Origin of the sequence: Citrobacter sp. R4 (assembly GCF_026719175.1) — a bacterium.
Taxonomy (GTDB): domain Bacteria; phylum Pseudomonadota; class Gammaproteobacteria; order Enterobacterales; family Enterobacteriaceae; genus Citrobacter_A; species Citrobacter_A sedlakii.
In genome coordinates this window covers 95059-112951 of sequence record NZ_JAPPSU010000004.1, presented here as the reverse complement: position 1 = coordinate 112951, position 17893 = coordinate 95059, and the positions used below count along the sequence as shown (strand labels likewise).

18 protein-coding genes are annotated in these 17893 nt (G+C 56.2%); 15 read left to right on the top strand and 3 right to left on the bottom strand.

Going from position 1 to position 17893, the window contains the following annotated elements:
- Positions 1–49: 49 nt before the first annotated feature.
- The 9 genes from livH to ugpQ all read left to right on the top strand — a co-directional run bounded on the left by livH (position 50) and on the right by ugpQ (position 8936).
- Positions 50–976, top strand: a complete 927-nt coding sequence (gene livH, locus OOJ60_RS11195; protein ID WP_042286511.1) for a high-affinity branched-chain amino acid ABC transporter permease LivH — start codon at positions 50–52, stop codon at positions 974–976.
- Positions 973–2250, top strand: coding sequence for a branched chain amino acid ABC transporter permease LivM (gene livM / locus OOJ60_RS11190; RefSeq protein WP_181822400.1), 1278 nt, complete (start codon positions 973–975; stop codon positions 2248–2250). The genes livH and livM overlap by 4 nt, the downstream gene beginning before the upstream one ends.
- The gene (gene livG / locus OOJ60_RS11185; RefSeq protein WP_042286506.1) at positions 2247–3014 is read left to right on the top strand and encodes a high-affinity branched-chain amino acid ABC transporter ATP-binding protein LivG; all 768 of its coding nucleotides are present in this window, start codon (positions 2247–2249) and stop codon (positions 3012–3014) included. The genes livM and livG overlap by 4 nt, the downstream gene beginning before the upstream one ends.
- 1 nt (position 3015) lies before the next feature.
- The gene (gene livF / locus OOJ60_RS11180; RefSeq protein ID WP_181822401.1) at positions 3016–3729 is read left to right on the top strand and encodes a high-affinity branched-chain amino acid ABC transporter ATP-binding protein LivF; all 714 of its coding nucleotides are present in this window, start codon (positions 3016–3018) and stop codon (positions 3727–3729) included.
- A 247-nt stretch (positions 3730–3976) separates the two neighbouring features.
- Complete coding sequence (gene ugpB, locus OOJ60_RS11175) at positions 3977–5293, top strand: sn-glycerol-3-phosphate ABC transporter substrate-binding protein UgpB (RefSeq protein ID WP_205612564.1); 1317 nt, start codon at positions 3977–3979, stop codon at positions 5291–5293.
- 98 nt (positions 5294–5391) lie between these two features.
- On the top strand, positions 5392–6279 hold the full coding sequence (ugpA, locus tag OOJ60_RS11170; protein ID WP_042286499.1) for a sn-glycerol-3-phosphate ABC transporter permease UgpA: 888 nt from the start codon (positions 5392–5394) through the stop codon (positions 6277–6279).
- Positions 6276–7121 (top strand): sn-glycerol-3-phosphate ABC transporter permease UgpE, encoded by an 846-nt coding sequence (gene ugpE / locus OOJ60_RS11165; RefSeq protein WP_205612563.1) that lies wholly within the window; start codon positions 6276–6278, stop codon positions 7119–7121. The genes ugpA and ugpE overlap by 4 nt, the downstream gene beginning before the upstream one ends.
- A 1-nt stretch (position 7122) precedes the next feature.
- Positions 7123–8193, top strand: a complete 1071-nt coding sequence (locus OOJ60_RS11160; protein ID WP_205612562.1) for a sn-glycerol-3-phosphate import ATP-binding protein UgpC — start codon at positions 7123–7125, stop codon at positions 8191–8193.
- A complete protein-coding gene (ugpQ, locus tag OOJ60_RS11155) occupies positions 8190–8936 on the top strand; it encodes a glycerophosphodiester phosphodiesterase (protein WP_199957535.1) in 747 nt (248 codons plus the stop codon). The genes OOJ60_RS11160 and ugpQ overlap by 4 nt, the downstream gene beginning before the upstream one ends.
- Here ugpQ and OOJ60_RS11150 read toward each other — a convergent pair.
- Positions 8920–9288 (bottom strand): DUF2756 family protein, encoded by a 369-nt coding sequence (locus OOJ60_RS11150; RefSeq protein WP_042286487.1) that lies wholly within the window; start codon positions 9286–9288, stop codon positions 8920–8922. The two genes, ugpQ and OOJ60_RS11150, sit on opposite strands and share 17 nt — an antisense overlap.
- Before the next feature lie 121 nt (positions 9289–9409).
- Here OOJ60_RS11150 and ggt point away from each other — a divergent pair, with 121 nt between their 5' ends.
- Positions 9410–11155 (top strand): gamma-glutamyltransferase, encoded by a 1746-nt coding sequence (gene ggt, locus OOJ60_RS11145; RefSeq protein ID WP_205612561.1) that lies wholly within the window; start codon positions 9410–9412, stop codon positions 11153–11155.
- Positions 11156–11241: 86 nt separating this feature from the next.
- Here ggt and yhhY read toward each other — a convergent pair whose 3' ends face one another.
- Complete coding sequence (gene yhhY / locus OOJ60_RS11140; protein WP_181822408.1) at positions 11242–11730, bottom strand: N-acetyltransferase; 489 nt, start codon at positions 11728–11730, stop codon at positions 11242–11244.
- 473 nt (positions 11731–12203) lie between these two features.
- Here yhhY and OOJ60_RS11135 point away from each other — a divergent pair, with 473 nt between their 5' ends.
- The 5 genes from OOJ60_RS11135 (at position 12204) to gntU (ending at position 17207) form a co-directional block, all read left to right on the top strand.
- Positions 12204–13241 carry an oxidoreductase gene (locus tag OOJ60_RS11135; protein ID WP_200035592.1) on the top strand — a complete coding sequence of 346 codons (1038 nt, stop codon included), beginning with the start codon at positions 12204–12206 and terminating at the stop codon, positions 13239–13241.
- Between the two features lie 122 nt (positions 13242–13363).
- Positions 13364–14059, top strand: coding sequence for a pirin family protein (locus OOJ60_RS11130; RefSeq protein ID WP_042286476.1), 696 nt, complete (start codon positions 13364–13366; stop codon positions 14057–14059).
- Between the two features lie 141 nt (positions 14060–14200).
- Positions 14201–15196, top strand: coding sequence for a gluconate operon transcriptional repressor GntR (gntR, locus tag OOJ60_RS11125; protein ID WP_042286472.1), 996 nt, complete (start codon positions 14201–14203; stop codon positions 15194–15196).
- A gap of 139 nt (positions 15197–15335) precedes the next feature.
- Positions 15336–15863, top strand: a complete 528-nt coding sequence (gene gntK / locus OOJ60_RS11120) for a gluconokinase (protein WP_042286469.1) — start codon at positions 15336–15338, stop codon at positions 15861–15863.
- A gap of 3 nt (positions 15864–15866) precedes the next feature.
- Positions 15867–17207, top strand: a complete 1341-nt coding sequence (gene gntU / locus OOJ60_RS11115; protein WP_042286465.1) for a gluconate transporter — start codon at positions 15867–15869, stop codon at positions 17205–17207.
- Between the two features lie 78 nt (positions 17208–17285).
- Here the strand turns inward: gntU and yhgN are convergent, their stop codons facing one another.
- Positions 17286–17879 carry an NAAT family transporter YhgN gene (gene yhgN, locus OOJ60_RS11110; protein WP_012908322.1) on the bottom strand — a complete coding sequence of 198 codons (594 nt, stop codon included), beginning with the start codon at positions 17877–17879 and terminating at the stop codon, positions 17286–17288.
- Positions 17880–17893: the final 14 nt, after the last annotated feature.

Sequence of the window (17893 nt, the reverse complement as noted above, 5' to 3'; positions counted from 1 at the left end):
AGTTATCCCACCGCCCGCGCAAAACGGGCGGGTTGAGAAAGGTTACCTTATGTCCGAGCAGTTCCTCTATTTTCTGCAGCAGATGTTTAACGGCGTCACGCTGGGAAGTACCTACGCGCTGATCGCTATTGGTTACACCATGGTGTACGGCATTATTGGCATGATCAACTTCGCCCACGGCGAGGTTTACATGATCGGCAGCTATGTCTCATTCATGATCATCGCCGCGCTAATGATGATGGGTATTGATACCAGTTGGCTGCTGGTGGCGGCCGGGTTTGTCGGGGCGATCGTCATCGCCAGCGCCTACGGCTGGAGTATTGAGCGGGTGGCCTACCGGCCGGTGCGCAACTCCAAGCGCCTGATTGCGCTGATTTCCGCGATTGGGATGTCCATCTTTCTGCAAAACTACGTCAGCCTGACCCAGGGCTCGCGTGATGTCGCGCTGCCAAGCCTGTTTAACGGTCAGTGGATTGTGGGGGCCAGCGAACACTTTTCGGCCAGCATTACCACCATGCAACTGGTGATCTGGATCGTCACCTTCCTCGCCATGCTGGCATTGACCCTTTTCATCCGTTATTCCCGCATGGGACGTGCCTGCCGCGCCTGCGCCGAAGATCTGAAAATGGCCAGCCTGCTGGGGATCAATACCGACCGCGTGATTGCGTTGACCTTCGTGATCGGCGCGGCGATGGCGGCGGTGGCGGGTGTTCTGCTCGGTCAGTTCTACGGGGTGATCAACCCCTACATCGGTTTTATGGCCGGGATGAAAGCCTTCACCGCCGCAGTGCTTGGCGGGATCGGCAGTATTCCGGGGGCGATGATTGGCGGCCTGATTCTCGGCGTCGCCGAAGCGCTTTCTTCTGCTTATCTCAGTACGGAATATAAAGACGTGGTGTCGTTCGCGCTGCTGATTCTGGTGCTGCTGGTGATGCCGACCGGTATTCTGGGTCGTCCGGAGGTAGAGAAAGTATGAAACCGATGCATTTTGCAATGGCGCTGCTCTCTGCCGCCATGTTCTTTGTGCTGGCTGGCGTCTTTATGGGCGTTCAGCTGGAGCTTGACGGCACGAAGCTGGTGGTGGATATCGCTGCCGACATCCGCTGGCAGTGGGTGTTTATTGGCACCGCAGTGGTTTTTTTCTTCCAGCTTCTGCGTCCGGCGTTCCAGAAAGGGCTGAAAAGCGTTTCCGGGCCTAAGTTCATTCTGCCGGCCATTGATGGCTCAACGGTTAAACAGAAGCTGTTTCTGATTGCGCTGTTGGTGGTGGCCGTCGCGTGGCCGTTTATGGTGTCGCGCGGTACGGTGGATATCGCCACCCTGACGATGATTTACATCATCCTCGGTCTGGGACTGAACGTAGTGGTGGGATTGTCCGGACTGTTGGTGCTGGGCTACGGCGGTTTCTACGCAATTGGCGCTTACACCTTTGCGTTGCTGAACCACTATTACGGCCTCGGTTTCTGGACCTGCCTGCCGCTGGCGGGGCTGGTGGCCGCTGCCGCCGGCTTCCTGCTCGGCTTTCCGGTGCTGCGCCTGCGCGGCGACTATCTGGCGATTGTGACCTTAGGGTTTGGCGAAATCGTCCGCATCCTGTTACTCAATAATACCGAAGTGACCGGCGGACCGAACGGCATCAGCCAGATCCCGAAACCGACGCTGTTTGGTCTCGAGTTCAGCCGTAGCGCCCGTGAAGGCGGCTGGGATACCTTCAGCAATTTCTTCGGTGTGAAGTATGACCCGTCCGATCGCGTTATCTTCCTGTATCTGGTGGCGTTACTGCTGGTGGTGCTGAGCCTGTTTGTTATCAATCGTCTGCTGCGTATGCCGCTGGGTCGCGCGTGGGAAGCTTTGCGTGAAGATGAGATCGCCTGCCGCTCGCTGGGTCTGAGCCCGACGCGTATTAAACTGACCGCATTTACCATCAGCGCCGCGTTCGCCGGTTTCGCCGGGACGCTTTTCGCCGCGCGCCAGGGCTTTGTCAGCCCGGAATCATTCACTTTTGCCGAATCGGCATTTGTGCTGGCAATTGTGGTATTGGGGGGGATGGGCTCGCAGTTTGCGGTGATCCTTGCGGCGGTATTGCTGGTGGTTTCGCGCGAGCTGATGCGTGATTTCAATGAATACAGCATGTTGATGCTGGGTGGTTTGATGGTGCTGATGATGATCTGGCGTCCGCAGGGCTTGCTGCCGATGACCCGTCCACAGTTGAAGCTGAAAAACGGGGAAGCGAAAGGAGAGCAGGCATGAGTCAGCCATTATTATCGGTTAACGGCCTGATGATGCGCTTCGGTGGTCTCTTGGCGGTCAACAACGTTGATCTGGAACTGCATCCCCAGGAGATTGTTTCGCTGATTGGGCCGAACGGCGCCGGGAAAACCACGGTCTTTAACTGCCTGACCGGGTTTTACAAACCGACCGGCGGTACGATCATGCTGCGCGATCAGCACCTTGAAGGGCTGCCGGGCCAGCAGATTGCCCGTATGGGCGTAGTTCGCACTTTCCAGCACGTACGTCTGTTTCGTGAAATGACGGTGATCGAGAATCTGCTGGTGGCGCAGCACCAACAGCTGAAAACCGGCGTGTTTTCCGGTCTGCTGAAGACACCCTCGTTTCGCCGGGCCCAGAGTGAAGCGCTGGACCGCGCCGCCACCTGGCTTGAGCGTATCGGTTTGTTAGAGCACGCCAACCGACAGGCCAGCAACCTGGCTTACGGCGATCAGCGTCGTCTGGAAATCGCGCGTTGCATGGTGACCCAACCGGACATTCTGATGCTCGACGAACCGGCTGCGGGGTTGAACCCGAAAGAGACGAAAGAGCTGGACGAACTGATCGCTGAGCTGCGCAATCATCACAACACCACCATCTTGCTGATTGAGCACGATATGAAGTTGGTGATGGGGATTTCTGACCGGATTTACGTGGTGAATCAGGGCACGCCGCTGGCGAACGGGACGCCGGAGCAGATTCGTAATAACCCGGACGTGATCCGCGCATACCTTGGTGAGGCCTAAGATGGAAAAAGTCATGTTGTCCTTTGACAAAGTCAGTGCCCACTACGGAAAAATCCAGGCGCTGCATGAGGTGAGCTTGCATATCAATCAGGGGGAAATCGTGACTCTGATTGGCGCTAACGGCGCAGGGAAAACCACGCTGCTCGGTACGCTGTGCGGCGACCCGCGCGCAACCAGCGGTCGGATTGTTTTTGATGACAAAGACATTACCGACTGGCAAACCGCCAAAATCATGCGTGAAGCGGTGGCGATTGTCCCGGAAGGGCGCCGCGTTTTTTCCCGTATGACGGTAGAAGAGAACCTGGCGATGGGCGGTTTTTTTGCCGAGCGCGACCAATTCCAGGAGCGCATCAAAGGGGTCTATGAACTGTTTCCGCGTCTGCACGAACGCCGTATTCAGCGAGCGGGAACCATGTCTGGCGGCGAGCAGCAAATGCTGGCGATTGGCCGCGCGTTGATGAGCCAGCCGCGCCTGCTGCTGCTGGACGAACCGTCGCTGGGACTTGCGCCTATTATCATCCAGCAGATTTTCGACACCATCGAGCAACTGCGCGAGCAGGGAATGACCATCTTCCTCGTCGAACAGAACGCTAACCAGGCGCTAAAGCTCGCTGACCGTGGATACGTGTTGGAAAACGGTCACGTCGTGCTCTCCGATACGGGCGACGCCCTGTTGGCGAATGAGGCGGTGCGCAGCGCTTACCTCGGCGGGTAACCGCCTGTCGTGCCCGTATGCGTGCAGCATCCGGGCTGACAACACCGTACTCCCCAGGCCGGGTAAGGCGAAGCCGCCCCCGGCTTTTATTCATAACACTTTTCATATTTCCATCATCCCATTGACGCCTGGCTGTCATCTTTTTGTAAATAAACGGTTATTTTTCTGTCATTCGCGCATGGCATGTTAACTCGCGAACAAAAAACGCGTGATATCGCGCATCCGGCACAACAAGAGAGATAACCGAATGACATCGTTACGACATACAGCGTTAGGCGTGGCGTTAAGCCTGGCATTCGTGGGAAATGCTTTGGCCGTGACCACCATTCCGTTCTGGCATTCTATGGAAGGCGAGCTGGGGAAAGAGGTGGATTCTCTGGCGCAACGTTTTAATGCCGCCAATCCGGATTACAAAATTGTGCCGGTGTACAAAGGCAACTACGAACAGAGTCTGAGCGCGGGCATCGCTGCCTTCCGTACCGGCAACGCGCCGGCGTTGCTTCAGGTGTACGAAGTAGGCACGGCGACGATGATGGCGTCGAAGGCTATCAAGCCCGTTTATGAGGTGTTCAAAGACGCGGGTATTCATTTTGATGAGTCACAGTTCGTGCCGACCGTCTCCGGTTACTACACCGATTCCAAAACCGGTCACCTGTTGTCTCAGCCGTTTAACAGCTCCACTCCGGTGTTGTATTACAACAAAGACGCCTTCCAAAAAGCCGGGTTAGACCCCGAACAACCACCAAAAACCTGGCAGGATCTGGCCGACTACACTGCGAAGCTGAAAGCGGCAGGGATGAAGTGCGGCTACGCCAGCGGCTGGCAGGGCTGGATCCAGATCGAAAACTTCAGCGCCTGGCATGGTCTGCCGGTGGCGACCAAAAACAACGGCTTTGACGGTACTGACGCGGTGCTGGAATTTAACAAGCCGGAGCAGGTGAAACACATCACCCTGTTGCAGGAACTCAATAAGAAGGGCGATTTCAGCTACTTCGGACGTAAAGACGAATCCACCGAGAAGTTCTACAACGGTGACTGCGCCATTACCACCGCTTCCTCTGGTTCGCTGGCAGACATTCGTCACTACGCCAAATTTAACTACGGCGTGGGCATGATGCCGTACGATGCCGACGTAAAAGGCGCGCCGCAGAACGCCATTATCGGCGGGGCGAGCCTGTGGGTGATGCAGGGGAAAGACAAAGAGACCTACAAAGGCGTGGCGACGTTCCTCGACTTCCTGGCGAAACCGGAAAACGCTGCTGAATGGCATCAGAAAACCGGCTATCTGCCGATCACCAAAGCTGCCTACGATCTGACCCGCGAACAGGGTTTTTATGACAAAAATCCGGGCGCGGATATCGCTACGCGTCAGATGCTGAACAAGCCGCCGTTACCGTTCACCAAAGGCCTGCGTCTGGGCAATATGCCGCAAATCCGTACCATTGTGGACGAAGAGCTGGAAAGCGTATGGACCGGCAAGAAAACCCCGCAACAGGCACTGGATTCTGCGGTAGAGCGCGGAAATCAACTGTTACGCCGCTTCGAGCAGTCGACCAAATCGTAATGTGAGTTGCCCGGTGGCTTCAGCTTACCGGGCCGACAAGAGTGTAAGCCGGGTAAGCCGAAGCCGCCGCCCGGCGCTGTTCAGGAAAGCCAATTTTCATGTCATCTTCTCGTCCGGTATTCCGCTCGCGCTGGCTGCCTTATCTTTTGGTCGCGCCGCAGCTGGCAATTACCCTTATTTTCTTTATCTGGCCTGCGGGCGAGGCGCTGTGGTATTCGCTGCAAAGCGTCGATCCGTTTGGGCTGTCCAGCCAGTTTGTCGGGCTGGATAACTTCGTCGCACTGTTCCATGACCGCTACTACCTCGATTCCTTCTGGACGACGGTGAAATTCAGCGCGCTGGTGACCGTCAGCGGCCTTTTGGCCTCGCTGTTTTTCGCCGCGCTGGTCGACTACGTGGTGCGCGGCAGCCGCCTGTACCAGACGCTGATGCTGCTACCTTACGCCGTCGCCCCCGCCGTCGCCGCCGTGCTGTGGATCTTTCTCTTTAACCCGGGGCGCGGGCTGATTACGCATTTTTTGGCCGAATTCGGTTATGACTGGAACCACGCCCAGAATAGCGGTCAGGCCATGTTCCTGGTGGTGTTTGCGTCGGTCTGGAAGCAAATTAGTTACAACTTCCTGTTCTTCTTCGCCGCGCTGCAGTCGATTCCCCGTTCGCTGGTGGAAGCCGCCGCCATTGACGGCGCGGGGCCGGTGCGCCGCTTCTTCAGGCTGTCGTTGCCGCTGATTGCCCCGGTGAGCTTCTTTCTGCTGGTGGTTAACCTGGTGTACGCCTTCTTCGACACCTTCCCGGTGATCGACGCCGCCACCGCCGGTGGGCCTGTGCAGGCGACCACCACGCTAATTTATAAAATTTACCGCGAAGGTTTCGCCGGGCTGGATCTGTCAGCTTCCGCCGCGCAGTCGGTGGTGCTGATGTTCCTCGTCATCATCCTCACGGTGGTGCAGTTTCGCTATGTGGAAAGTAAGGTGCGTTATCAATGATTGAGAACCGTCGCGGGCTGAAGATTTTCAGCCATACCATGCTGGTTCTGGGGATTGCCGTCATCCTGTTTCCACTGTACGTGGCGTTTGTCGCGGCGACGCTGGATAACCGGGCGGTATTCGACACGCCGATGACGCTGATCCCAGGATCACACTTGATTGAAAACATGAAAAATATCTGGGTCAACGGCGTGGGCGCCAACAGCGCGCCGTTCTGGTTGATGATGCTCAACAGCTTCATCATGGCATTCGGTATTACGGTGGGCAAAATCACCGTGTCGATGCTCTCGGCCTTCGCCATCGTCTGGTTCCGCTTTCCGCTGCGTAACCTGTTCTTCTGGATGATTTTCATCACCCTGATGCTGCCGGTGGAAGTGCGTATCTTTCCCACGGTAGAGGTAATCGCCAACCTGAAGATGCTCGACAGTTACGCAGGTCTGACGTTGCCGCTGATGGCCTCGGCGACGGCCACTTTCCTGTTCCGCCAGTTCTTTATGACCCTGCCGGACGAATTAATTGAAGCCGCGCGTATCGACGGCGCGTCGCCGATGCGTTTTTTCCGCGACATCGTGCTGCCGCTGTCAAAAACCAACCTCGCGGCGCTGTTTGTCATCACCTTTATCTACGGCTGGAACCAGTACCTGTGGCCGCTGCTGATTATCACCGACGTTAATCTTGGCACTACCGTGGCGGGTATTAAAGGCATGATCGCCACCGGCGAAGGCTCCACCCTCTGGAATCAGGTGATGGCGGCGATGCTGCTTACCCTTATCCCCCCGGTCGTTATCGTTTTAGCCATGCAGCGTGCGTTTGTGCGTGGTTTAGTGGACAGTGAGAAATAAGATGGCAGGTTTAAAATTACAGGCAGTAACCAAAAGCTGGGATGGCAAAACCCAGGTCATTCAGCCGCTCACGCTCGACGTGGCGGACGGGGAGTTTATCGTGATGGTCGGGCCGTCCGGCTGCGGAAAATCCACACTGCTGCGCATGGTGGCGGGGCTGGAGCGCGTGTCCTCCGGGGATATCTGGATCGACCGCCAGCGCGTCACCGAGATGGAGCCAAAAGATCGCGGTATCGCGATGGTGTTCCAGAACTACGCTCTCTATCCGCACATGAGCGTGGAGGAGAACATGGCCTGGGGGCTAAAAATTCGCGGGATGGGTAAAAGCCATATTGAGGCACGCGTGAAAGAGGCGGCGCGCATTCTGGAACTGGATGGCCTGCTTAAGCGCCGCCCGCGCGAACTCTCCGGCGGCCAGCGCCAGCGCGTGGCGATGGGGCGTGCCATCGTGCGCGATCCGGCGGTGTTTCTGTTTGATGAGCCGCTCTCCAACCTCGATGCCAAACTGCGCGTGCAGATGCGCCTCGAGCTGCAACATCTGCATCGTCGCCTGAACACGACATCCCTGTATGTGACCCACGATCAGGTTGAGGCGATGACGCTTGCCCAGCGGGTGATGGTGATGAACAGAGGTATCGCCGAACAGATTGGCACGCCGGTAGAGGTGTATGAAAAACCCGCCAGCCGCTTTGTGGCGAGCTTTATCGGCAGTCCGGCAATGAACCTGCTGGACGGGCGCATCACCAGGTCGGGCACGCATATTGAGCTGGAAAGTGGCATGGCGTTGCCGATTGGGGGAGACTACCGTGGTTATGCCGGGCGTAAGATGACGCTGGGTATTCGTCCGGAGCATATTGCGCTAAGCTCGCAGACGGAAGGCGGCGTGCCGCTGGTGATGGACACCCTCGAGATGCTGGGGGCTGACAATCTGGCCCACGGACGCTGGGGCGAGCAAAAGCTGGTGGTGCGCCTTACCCATCAGCAACGCCCGAAAGCAGGCAGCACGCTGTGGCTGCATCTACCGGGAAATCATTTGCATCTTTTTGACGGTGAAACAGGACAACGTGTATGAGTAACTGGCCGTATCCCCGCATCGTCGCCCACCGTGGCGGCGGTAAACTGGCGCCGGAAAACACCCTCGCAGCAATCGACGTGGGCGCCCGTTTCGGACACACCATGATTGAGTTCGACGCTAAGCTGTCAAAAGATGGCGAAATCTTTCTGCTGCACGACGATAATCTCGAGCGAACCAGCAACGGCTGGGGCGTGGCGGGTGAGCTGAACTGGCAGGATTTATTGCGTGTCGATGCGGGAAGTTGGTTCAGCGGGGAGTTTAAAGGCGAACCGCTGCCGCTGCTGGCGGATGTGGCGGACCGCTGTCGTCAACACGGTATGATGGCCAATATCGAAATCAAACCGACCACCGGCACCGGGGCGCTGACGGGAAAAGTGATTGCCCTTGCCGCGCGTGAGCTGTGGGCGGGGATGACCGCGCCATTGCTTTCATCGTTTGACATTGATGCGCTGGAGGCTGCGCAGGTTGCGGCACCGGAACTGCCCCGCGGGCTGTTGCTGGACGAATGGCGCCAGGACTGGCGCGAGTTAACCACCCGCTTAGGCTGCGTGTCGATCCATCTCAATCATAAATTGCTCGATGAAGCGCGCGTGAGCAGTCTAAAAGACGCCGGGCTGCGCATCCTGGTGTACACCGTCAATAAACCCCAGCGCGCCGCTGAGTTGCTGCGCTGGGGCGTGGACTGCATCTGTACGGATGCCATTGATATTATCGGTCCGGACGTTACTTCTGCTGGTTAAGCATATCGCCGTTCTGCCGCTGGGGCAGCATCTTCTGACTGCTGCTCTGGCCGCCGCTTAGCATCCCGCCGCCGCTGTTGGGGAGCGGCTGTTCACGCATTTGGCCCTGCTGGATCCGTTGCTGATTGCTGTTTATCTGCGTTTGCAGATGCTGCTGTTGTTGTTGAGTCTGGGTTTTGAGCTGTTGGTTCAGCATCCCTTTCTGCTGGATCTGCTGCGACTGCATTTGCGTCTGCATCCGCTGCTGGCTGGGGATCTGATAACCCGGTTGGTTCGGGTTGTTCATGGTATTGATCGGCTGTGCGAAACAGGCAAACGGCAGTAGCGCTGTCAAAATGAAGAGTCGTTTCATCGTCATTCCTCCTGTGTGAGGTATCTCTTAAGTTTACGCCTTTCCCGGCGAAACGATGGTTATTTCAGAGTTATGCACCAGGCTTAGTGGGGCGTTGCCCGTTCAATTCTGGAGAATAACGATGATGAAACCGACGTTTTTGCGCCGGGTAGCCATTGCTGCTCTGCTCTCAGGAAGTTGTTTTAGTGTGGTAGCCGCGCCGCCAGCGCCGCCTCCGGTCTCGTACGGCGTGGAAGAGGATGTATTCCATCCCGTTCGCGCAAAGCAGGGCATGGTGGCCTCGGTGGATGCGATGGCGACAAAGGTGGGGGTGGATATCCTCAAGCAGGGCGGTAATGCCGTCGATGCCGCTGTCGCCGTAGGCTACGCGCTGGCGGTGACCCATCCGCAGGCGGGGAACCTGGGCGGCGGCGGCTTTATGCTGCTGCGCACGAAAGAGGGTACGACCACCGCCATCGATTTTCGCGAAATGGCGCCCGCTAACGCTACGCGCGATATGTTCCTTGACGATCAAGGTAACCCCGACAGTAAAAAATCGCTGACTTCGCATCTCGCGTCCGGGACGCCAGGCACCGTGGCGGGGTTTTCACTGGCGCTGGAAAAATACGGCACGATGCCGCTGAACAAAGTGGTGCGTCCGGCTATTTCATTGGCGCAGGACGGCTTTGTGGTTAACGACGCGCTGGCGGAGGATCTGAAAACGTACGGCAGTGAAGTCATTCCCCATCATGAAAACAGCAAAGCGATTTTCTGGAAGGACGGCGAGCCGCTGAAGAAAGGCGACACGCTGGTACAGAAGAATCTGGCGAAAAGCCTGGAGATGATCGCCGAAAGCGGTCCGGATGCGTTCTATAAAGGCGCCATTGCCGATCAAATTGCCCAGGAGATGCAGAAGAACGGCGGGCTTATCACCAAAGAGGATTTAGCCAACTACAAAGCGGTGGAGCGTACGCCAATTAGCGGTGATTATCGCGGGTATCAGGTCTTCTCCATGCCGCCGCCTTCATCCGGCGGGATTCATATCGTCCAAATCCTCAACATCCTGGAAAACGTCGATATGAAGAAATATGGCTTTGGCAGCGCGGACGCCATGCAAATTATGGCGGAAGCGGAAAAATACGCTTATGCCGATCGTTCGGAGTATCTGGGTGACCCGGACTTCGTGAAAGTGCCGTGGCAGGCGCTGACCAACAAAGCCTATGCCAAAACGATCGCCGACAAGATTGATATCAACAAAGCGAAACCGTCCAGCGAAATTCGCCCCGGCAAACTCGCGCCTTATGAAAGCAATCAGACCACGCACTTCTCGGTGGTGGACAAAGACGGCAACGCAGTGGCGGTGACCTATACCCTGAATACCACCTTCGGTACTGGCATCGTGGCAGGCAATACCGGCATTCTGATGAACAACGAAATGGATGACTTCTCCGCGAAACCGGGCGTGCCAAACGTCTACGGACTGGTGGGCGGCGATGCCAACGCCGTCGGGCCGAAGAAGCGCCCGTTGTCGTCGATGTCGCCAACCATCGTGGTGAAGGACGGGAAAACCTGGCTGGTGACGGGCAGCCCGGGCGGCAGCCGTATTATCACCACGGTGCTGCAGATGGTGGTCAACAGCATTGATTTTGGGATGAACGTTGCAGAGGCAACCAACGCGCCGCGCTTCCATCACCAGTGGCTACCGGATGAGCTGCGCGTGGAGAAAGGCTTTAGCCCGGATACGTTGAAGCTGCTGGAGCAAAAAGGACAAAAGGTCGTGCTGAAAGAGGCGATGGGCAGCACCCAGAGCATCATGGTTGGGCCTGATGGCGAGCTGTATGGGGCTTCCGACCCACGTTCGGTGGATGATTTAACGGCGGGGTATTAACGTGTTGCCGGGTGGCGGCTCCGCCTTACCCGGCCTGCGTTTCAGTCTTATCAGTCCCGGTAGGCGTAGCGCCACCGGGCGATGTGTCACTTTATTCTTGCCATATAATACGCGTCCACGTACTCGCCGTCGCGCAGGGCGTAGCGCTTGCCGGTGCCTTCAATGTCAAAGCCATGCTTTTTATAGACCGCCACCGCTGGCGCATTATCGACAAACACCGTCAGTTCGATGCGATCTACCCGCAGCCAGTTATCGCACATATCGATCATCGTGCGAATCAACGCGCTGGCAACGCCGCGGTTTTGCCAGCGGGCGTCAACGCAGATGCCAAAATCGGCGACATGGCTGCGGCGGGGGCGCTGCGTAACCTCAATGCACAAATGCCCGACAACCTGCTCGTCAATGCAGGCGACAAGCTGTTTAATGCCCGGCTGGTCGGCCAGTCGCGCCTGCCACATTTCCATCGAGGGATGCGGAACCTGTAGCGTGTTGCGATACACCTCAGGCTGGGCGTGGATCTGACGAATCGCGTCATAATCTCTGGTTTCAGCGTGGCGTATCACTATTTCGCTCATTCTTGTCTCTCCGGCGGGGGTAAAGTCCCTTTTAACATCATTGACTTTCACATTGCAGTCAAATGCATTTATTTGCAAAAAGTGTTGGACAACTGCGAATGAGAATGATTATTATTGCTTTGCGTTCAGGGAGACCCTTGCGGAGAACCTGAAAGCACGACATTGCTCACATTGCTTCCAGTATTACTTTAGCCAGCCTCTGCTGGCTTTTTTTTGGGGTCTGTTTCAGCCTGGCTTACTTGTCATTTTGTCCCCGGGAAGTGCTCGTGCTCCTCACGTACATTAAGTACGCTCCGGGCCCTGCGCGCTTGCCGTGAACAAACTGACGGCGACGGCGGCGGCTGATTTTTTGGTTTTGCTTTTGTAGGCCGGATAAGCGTCAGCGCCATCCGGCAACGGTTTCTGGCTCTGACGTGTCGTCTTTCCCTGGTTTGCGCTAAGGTGTAGTCAATCACCTTAAAAAGGACACCTTCATGACGTTACATTGCGCATTTATTGGCTTTGGGAAAAGCACGACCCGTTATCATCTTCCTTATGTACTCAACCGTAAAGACACCTGGCACGTCGCCCATATTTACCGCCGCCGCGCGAAGCCGGAAGAACAGGCGCCGATCTATTCTCATATCCATTTCACCAGCGATCTTGATGAAGTGTTAAATGACCCGCAGGTAAAACTGGTGATTGTCTGTACCCATGCCGACAGCCATTTTGAATACGCGAAGCGTGCGCTGGAAGCAGGGAAAAACGTGCTGGTCGAAAAGCCCTTCACCCCAACCCTGGCAGAGGCCAGGGTGCTGTTTGAACTGGCGAAAAGCAAAGGACTGACGGTATCGCCGTATCAGAACCGCCGCTTTGACGCCTGCTTCCTGACCGCCAAAAAAGTCATCGAAAGCGGCAAGCTGGGGGAGATTGTCGAAATCGAAAGTCATTTCGACTACTACCGACCGGTGGCGGAAACCAAACCGGGTTTGCCGCAGGACGGCTCGTTCTACGGTCTCGGCGTGCATACCATGGACCAGATTATCTCGCTGTTTGGGCGTCCGGATCACGCCGCGTATGACATCCGTAGTCTGCGCAACAAAGCGAACCCGGACGATACCTTTGAGGCGCAGCTGTTTTACGGCGACCTGAAAGCGATCGTTAAAACCAGCCATCTGGTGAAAATCGATTACCCGAAATTTATCGTTCATGGCACCAAAGGCTCGTTTATTAAATACGGCATCGACCAGCAGGAAACCAGCCTGAAGGCCAACATCATGCCGGGTGAACCAGGGTTTGCAGCCGATGAGTCGCTGGGCGTGCTGGAGTACGTCAATGATGACGGTGTGACGGTGCGCGAAGAAGTCACGCCGGAGGTGGGGGACTATGGTCGCGTTTATGATGCGCTGTTCAAAACGATTACCCAGGGGGCGCCAAATTACGTCAAGGAATCTGAGGTTTTGACGAATCTCGAACTCCTGGAACGGGCGTTTGAGCAGGCGTCTCCGGCCACCATTACCCTTGCCAGATAAGGTTTACGGCTCCTCTATGCTTGTTCATATTTTTTGAACAGAGGAGTCAATTTTCACCCTCTATGATCGCAGCGCGATTGGGTCCACACTGACTCCATCGAAAACATCTGGGGGTGAACACAATGATCTACTTACGCAAAGCAAATGACCGCGGCCACGCCAATCATGGCTGGCTGGATTCCTGGCACACCTTTTCGTTTGCCGACTATTATGACCCGAACTTTATGGGCTTTTCGGCGCTGCGGGTGATTAACGATGACGTGATTGATGCGGGACAGGGGTTCGGTACCCATCCGCATAAAGACATGGAGATCCTGACCTATGTGCTGGAAGGCGCAGTAGAACACCAGGACAGCATGGGCAACAAAGAGCAGGTGCCAGCCGGTGAATTCCAGATCATGAGCGCGGGAACAGGGGTACGTCACTCTGAGTACAACCCGAGCAAAACGGATCGTCTGCGTCTTTACCAGATCTGGATCATCCCGGAAACAACCGGCATAACGCCGCGTTACGAACAGCGTCGTTTCGATGCCACGCAGGGGAAACAACTGGTGCTGTCGCCGGATGCCCGCGACGGTTCGCTGAAAGTGTATCAGGATATGGAACTGTACCGCTGGGCGCTGGTAAAAGACGAGCAGTCGGTGCATCAGATTGCCGCAGAACGCCGCGTCTGGATCCAGGTGGTGAAAGGCGAGGTGACGATAAACGGCACCAAAGCGACCACCAGCGACGGTCTGGCGATTTGGGATGAACAAGCGATCTCAATTCATGCCGACAGCGATAGTGAAGTGCTGCTGTTTGACTTGCCGCCAGTATAAATCGACATCACCCTGCCCGACGAGGGCTTACAGGCCGGATGCGACGTGAAAACGTCGCTATCCGGCTTTTTTCGTGTGTCATTAATTCTTCACGTCCGTGGTAAACTGGGAAAATCTATCCCTTTTATATCTTTCAGGACGATGAAAAAGAAAAGACCCGTACTTCAGGATGTCGCCGACCGCGTAGGCGTGACCAAAATGACGGTCAGCCGCTTTTTGCGTAACCCGGAGCAGGTCTCCGTCGCGCTACGCGGCAAGATCGCCGCTGCACTTGATGAACTGGGTTACATTCCCAATCGCGCCCCTGATATTCTTTCAAACGCCACCAGCCGGGCGATCGGCGTGTTGCTGCCTTCATTAACCAACCAGGTCTTCGCAGAAGTGCTGCGCGGGATTGAGGCGGTGACGGATGCCCACGGCTACCAGACTATGCTCGCGCACTACGGCTATAAGCCGGAAATGGAACAGGAGCGCCTGGAGTCGATGCTTTCCTGGAATATCGACGGTCTGATTCTGACCGAACGTACCCATACTCCGCGCACCCTGAAAATGATAGAAGTGGCAGGTATCCCGGTGGTTGAACTGATGGACAGCCAGTCGCCGTGTCTGGACATCGCCGTCGGCTTTGACAACTTTGAAGCAGCCCGTCAGATGACTGCCGCGATTATCGCCCGCGGGCATCGTCATATCGCCTATCTTGGCGCGCGTCTCGACGAACGTACTATCATCAAACAGAAGGGGTATGAGCAGGCGATGCGGGATGCAGGCCTGGTGCCTTACAGTGTGATGGTTGAGCAGTCTTCATCTTACTCGTCGGGGATCGAACTGATCCGCCAGGCGCGCCGCGAATATCCGCAACTTGACGGGATCTTCTGTACCAACGATGACCTGGCGGTCGGGGCGGCGTTTGAATGCCAGCGCCTGGGGCTTTCAATCCCGCGTGATATGGCGATTGCCGGGTTCCACGGTCATGATATCGGACAGGTGATGGAACCGCGTCTGGCCAGCGTCCTGACGCCGCGTGAACGGATGGGCAGCATTGGCGCAGAGCGCCTGCTGGCTCGCATCCGTGGTGAAAGCGTGACGCCGAAAATGTTAGATTTAGGTTTCACCTTGTCACCGGGCGGATCTATTTAAGCCAACAAATTTGAAGTAGCTCACACTTATTCACTTCTGGCACGTTTGGACATTGCGTCCAGGTTTGTCCGGTCGGACAATGTTACCGATAACAGTTACCCGTAACAATTCCTGAACTTTGTACTGTGAGGGCACCACTTTGAGCACGACTAACCATGATCACCACGTTTACGTTCTGATGGGCGTATCGGGCAGCGGCAAATCCGCTGTCGCAAGCGAAGTGGCGCATCAACTTCATGCCGCGTTCCTTGACGGCGATTTTCTCCATCCGCGTAGCAACATTGAGAAAATGGCCTCTGGCGAACCCTTAAATGACGACGACCGTAAACCGTGGCTGCAGGCGCTGAACGACGCCGCGTTTGCCATGCAGCGTACCAACAAAGTGTCGCTGATCGTCTGTTCCGCGCTGAAAAAACACTACCGCGACATCCTGCGCGACGGTAATCCAAACCTTTCTTTTATCTACCTGAAAGGCGATTTCGACGTCATTGAAAGCCGTCTGAAGGCGCGTAAAGGCCATTTCTTCAAAACGCAGATGCTGGTGACACAATTCGACACGCTGCAGGAACCGGACGCTGACGAGAAAGACGTGCTGGTGGTGGATATCGATCAGCCGCTGGACGGTGTTGTTGCAAGCACCATCGAGGTCATTACTAAAAGGCAGTAAGTTTTGAGTACATTAACGCTTGTTTTAACAGCAGTAGGCTCCGTTTTACTGCTGTTGTTTTTAGTGATGAAGGCGCGAATGCATGCCTTCGTTGCTTTGATGGTGGTGTCTATTGGCGCAGGGCTCTTTTCCGGTATGCCGCTCGATAAAATTGCAGCGACGATGGAAAAGGGAATGGGCGGTACGCTTGGCTTCCTGGCCATTGTGGTCGCGCTGGGCGCTATGTTCGGTAAGATCCTGCATGAAACGGGCGCGGTCGATCAGATCGCCGTCAAGATGCTGAAATCCTTTGGTCACAGCCGCGCGCACTATGCGATTGGCCTGGCCGGTCTGATCTGCGCGCTGCCGTTGTTCTTTGAAGTGGCGATCGTGTTGCTGATTAGCGTCGCGTTTTCGATGGCGCGTCATACCGGCACCAATCTGGTGAAGCTGGTGATCCCGCTGTTTGCCGGGGTTGCGGCGGCTGCGGCCTTCCTGCTGCCCGGGCCTGCGCCGATGCTGCTGGCTTCACAAATGCACGCCGACTTTGGCTGGATGATCCTGATTGGCCTGTGCGCCGCGATTCCGGGAATGATTATCGCCGGGCCGCTGTGGGGCAACTTCATCAGCCGTTTTGTGGAGCTGCGCATACCCGACGATATTACCGAGCCACACCTCGGCGAAGGCAAGATGCCATCCTTTGGCTTCAGCCTGTCGTTGATCCTGCTGCCGCTGGTGCTGGTGGGACTGAAAACCATCGCCGCGCGCTTTGTACCGGAAGGGTCAACGGCTTACGAATGGTTTGAATTTATCGGCCATCCGTTCACCGCGATTCTGGTTGCTTGTCTGGTGGCGATCTATGGCCTGGCGATGCGTCAGGGAATGCCAAAAGATAAAGTAATGGAAATCTGCGGTCACGCGCTGCAGCCGGCGGGGATTATTCTGCTGGTGATTGGCGCAGGCGGCGTGTTTAAGCAGGTGCTGGTGGATTCCGGCGTGGGCCCGGCGCTGGGGGAAGCGTTGACCGGCATGGGCTTGCCGATTGCCATTACCTGCTTCGTACTGGCCGCGGCAGTGCGCATCATTCAGGGTTCCGCGACGGTGGCCTGTCTGACGGCGGTGGGGCTGGTGATGCCGGTGATTGAACAACTGAACTTCTCCGGTGCGCAGATGGCGGCATTGTCTATCTGTATCGCGGGCGGTTCGATTGTTGTCAGCCACGTTAACGACGCCGGTTTCTGGCTGTTCGGTAAATTCACCGGCGCGACCGAAGCGCAAACGCTGAAGACCTGGACGATGATGGAAACCATCCTCGGTACTGTCGGCGCGATCGTCGGGATGATTGCCTTCCAGTTATTGAGCTGATTACTGTGCCCGGTGGCGCTTGCGCTTGCCGGGCCTGAGTACTGCATAGGTTGAAACCGTAGCACCCCCGCCGTTTTATCACCCCTTCATCCACATCCGGATACCGTCGAGGAACATCTGGGTCGCCATCATCACCAGAATCAACCCCATCAGGCGCTCCAGCGCGTTTACGCCTTTTTCGCCAAGCAGGCGCAGGAACAGCGATGACTGCATCAGAATGGCAAACGTGCCGCCCCAGGCCAGCAGCAGAGCAATGACCAGATGTCCCATCTGGTTTGGATATTGATGTGACAGCAGCATTAACGTCGCCAGAATGGTCGGACCGGCCACCAGCGGGATGGCCAGCGGCACGATAAAGGGCTCTTCACCCGCCGGTAACCCCGCGCTGTTGCCCGACGCGCTGGGGAAAATCATTTTAATGGCGATCAGGAACAGGATAATCCCCCCGGAGATGGACACTGTTTCGGCGCGTAAATTGAGAAAAGCGAGAATTTTCTCGCCCGCGAAAAGAAAAATCAGCATCAGCAGCAGCGCGATAAACAGCTCGCGAACCATAATCGCGCGACGCCGTTTTGGCTCGGTATGTTTCAGTACGGACATGAAGATAGGCAGATTACCGAGCGGATCCATAATCAGGATCAATAAAACTGCTGCTGAAATGATTTCATTCATAACTCAAATTCCCT

Bases quoted from the DNA above. Each gene is read 5' to 3' on its own strand.
- livH (WP_042286511.1), top strand. From the start codon at position 50: ATGTCCGAGCAGTTCCTCTATTTTCTGCAGCAGATGTTTAACGGCGTC.
- livM (WP_181822400.1), top strand. From the start codon at position 973: ATGAAACCGATGCATTTTGCAATGGCGCTGCTCTCTGCCGCCATGTTC.
- livG (WP_042286506.1), top strand. From the start codon at position 2,247: ATGAGTCAGCCATTATTATCGGTTAACGGCCTGATGATGCGCTTCGGT.
- livF (WP_181822401.1), top strand. From the start codon at position 3,016: ATGGAAAAAGTCATGTTGTCCTTTGACAAAGTCAGTGCCCACTACGGA.
- ugpB (WP_205612564.1), top strand. From the start codon at position 3,977: ATGACATCGTTACGACATACAGCGTTAGGCGTGGCGTTAAGCCTGGCA.
- ugpA (WP_042286499.1), top strand. From the start codon at position 5,392: ATGTCATCTTCTCGTCCGGTATTCCGCTCGCGCTGGCTGCCTTATCTT.
- ugpE (WP_205612563.1), top strand. From the start codon at position 6,276: ATGATTGAGAACCGTCGCGGGCTGAAGATTTTCAGCCATACCATGCTG.
- OOJ60_RS11160 (WP_205612562.1), top strand. From the start codon at position 7,123: ATGGCAGGTTTAAAATTACAGGCAGTAACCAAAAGCTGGGATGGCAAA.
- ugpQ (WP_199957535.1), top strand. From the start codon at position 8,190: ATGAGTAACTGGCCGTATCCCCGCATCGTCGCCCACCGTGGCGGCGGT.
- OOJ60_RS11150 (WP_042286487.1), bottom strand. From the start codon at position 9,288: ATGAAACGACTCTTCATTTTGACAGCGCTACTGCCGTTTGCCTGTTTC.
- ggt (WP_205612561.1), top strand. From the start codon at position 9,410: ATGATGAAACCGACGTTTTTGCGCCGGGTAGCCATTGCTGCTCTGCTC.
- yhhY (WP_181822408.1), bottom strand. From the start codon at position 11,730: ATGAGCGAAATAGTGATACGCCACGCTGAAACCAGAGATTATGACGCG.
- OOJ60_RS11135 (WP_200035592.1), top strand. From the start codon at position 12,204: ATGACGTTACATTGCGCATTTATTGGCTTTGGGAAAAGCACGACCCGT.
- OOJ60_RS11130 (WP_042286476.1), top strand. From the start codon at position 13,364: ATGATCTACTTACGCAAAGCAAATGACCGCGGCCACGCCAATCATGGC.
- gntR (WP_042286472.1), top strand. From the start codon at position 14,201: ATGAAAAAGAAAAGACCCGTACTTCAGGATGTCGCCGACCGCGTAGGC.
- yhgN (WP_012908322.1), bottom strand. From the start codon at position 17,879: ATGAATGAAATCATTTCAGCAGCAGTTTTATTGATCCTGATTATGGAT.